The 1,651-nt window shown below is 69.7% G+C and carries 2 protein-coding genes and 1 pseudogene; all 3 read right to left on the reverse strand.

Features of this window, described 5'->3' with window-relative positions:
• Positions 1-322 (reverse strand): DUF6597 domain-containing transcriptional factor (locus B1964_RS15060; RefSeq protein ID WP_366664287.1); only part of this gene is annotated, 322 nt, incomplete at its 3' end.
• A gap of 13 nt (positions 323-335) precedes the next feature.
• Positions 336-1,451: a succinyldiaminopimelate transaminase gene (gene dapC / locus B1964_RS15065; protein WP_079930344.1), complete on the reverse strand. Its 1,116-nt coding sequence runs from the start codon at positions 1,449-1,451 to the stop codon at positions 336-338.
• Positions 1,452-1,458: 7 nt separating this feature from the next.
• Positions 1,459-1,651: pseudogene (locus B1964_RS15070) on the reverse strand (ferredoxin); the annotation flags it as partial.

Below are 1,651 nucleotides of genomic sequence, written 5' to 3' on the forward strand. Positions count from 1 at the left end.
GGGCGGCGGGGAGCGTGTCCTCCCAGCGTCGCACGTCCGACGACGGCCAGAGATCGCTCAGCGGCACCCGCAAATCCCGGAACTCCGACGCGGGGGCGCCGAGGAGTCCGGGCGCGTACCCGGGCGCGAAGCGCAGTCCGGTCATGTCCCGGCGCCGGTCGGTGCCGAAGACATACGGCCCGGTGTCGGGGCCCGCGATCAGGAGCTCCTCGCCGGTCCAGATCAGATCCATGCATCCGTCGGGCAGGATGACCGACTCGCCGGGAGCGGTGTCGGCGCGCCAGCACGTCGTCGGTCTCGCAGAGCGCTCGGCGGATGTCACCTGCGGTCGCGGCTCAGGCCAGTCGTTGTACCGCGGTGGCGATGCGCTCGTCGGTCGCCGTCAGCGCGATCCGCACGTGGTCGACGCCCGCGGGTCCGTAGAAGTCCCCTGGCGCGGCAAGGATGCCGCGCTGCGCGAGCCAGCCGACGGTCTCCCGGCACGGTTCGCCGCGGGTGGCCCACAGATACAAACCGGCTTCGGAGTGGTCGATGGTGAAACCGGCTGCGCGGACCGCCGCGGCCAGCTCGGTCCGGCGTTTGGCATAGCGGGCACGCTGGACCTCGACGTGCGCATCGTCGGTGAGCGCTGCGGTCATCGCCGCCTGAAGCGGGTACGGCACCATCAGCCCGGCATGTTTGCGTACGGCCAGCAGTTCGGCGATCAGTTCCCGGTCACCGGCGAAGAAACCCGCACGATAGGACGCCAGGTTGGAGATCTTCGACAACGAGTGCACCGCGAGCAGCCCGGTGTGATCGCCGTCGGAGACACGCGGGTCGAGCACCGAGACGGCCTCGGCGTCCCACGACAAACCGAGATAGCACTCGTCGGAGATGACGACGGTCCCGCGTTCGCGCGCCCACTCGATCACCTTGCGCAGGTGGTCGATCCCGAGGATTTTGCCGGTCGGGTTGGACGGCGAGTTCAGGAACAGCACGGCCGGGCGCGCCGGCCCGAGCGCCACCGTCGAATCGGCACGCACCGGTGTCGCACCGGCCAGCAGGGCACTGACCTCATAGGTCGGGTAGGCGACCTCCGGGATGACGACCATCTCGCCGACGCCGACACCGAGCGTCGCGACCACCCCGGCGATGGCCTCCTTGGTTCCGATCACCGGGAGGATGCTCGACTCGTCCACGCCGACGGCGCCGTAGCGACGACCCAGGGCCGCGGCTGCGGCGTCGCGCAGAGCCGTGGTCCCGATCGTCGTCGGATAGCCCGGGAACTCCGAGGCCTGCGCGAGTGCCTCGCGGATGACCGGATCGACGGGATCGACCGGGGTGCCGACCGAGAGGTCGACGATGCCATCGGGATGGGAGTTCGCGGTGGCCTTGGCCTCGGCCAGGGTGTCCCACGGAAAGTCGGGAAGGGCGGCACTGACCCGGCGTCGGGCCGGACGGTAACCGGTCACCGCGAGCTCAGTCCTCGTCCTCGTTCATCGGGGGCAGCTGCTTGATGAAGGGCGGGTCGAAATCGGTCTTACCGACCTTGCTGGCGCCGCCCGGCGAGCCCAGCTCGTCGAAGAAGTCGGCATTGGCACTGACGTACGGATCCCATTCGTCGGGGACGTCATCCTCGTAGAAGATCGCCTCCACCGGACACACCGGCTCC

Origin of the sequence: Gordonia sp. i37 (assembly GCF_002043085.1) — a bacterium.
GTDB lineage: Bacteria > Actinomycetota > Actinomycetes > Mycobacteriales > Mycobacteriaceae > Gordonia > Gordonia polyisoprenivorans.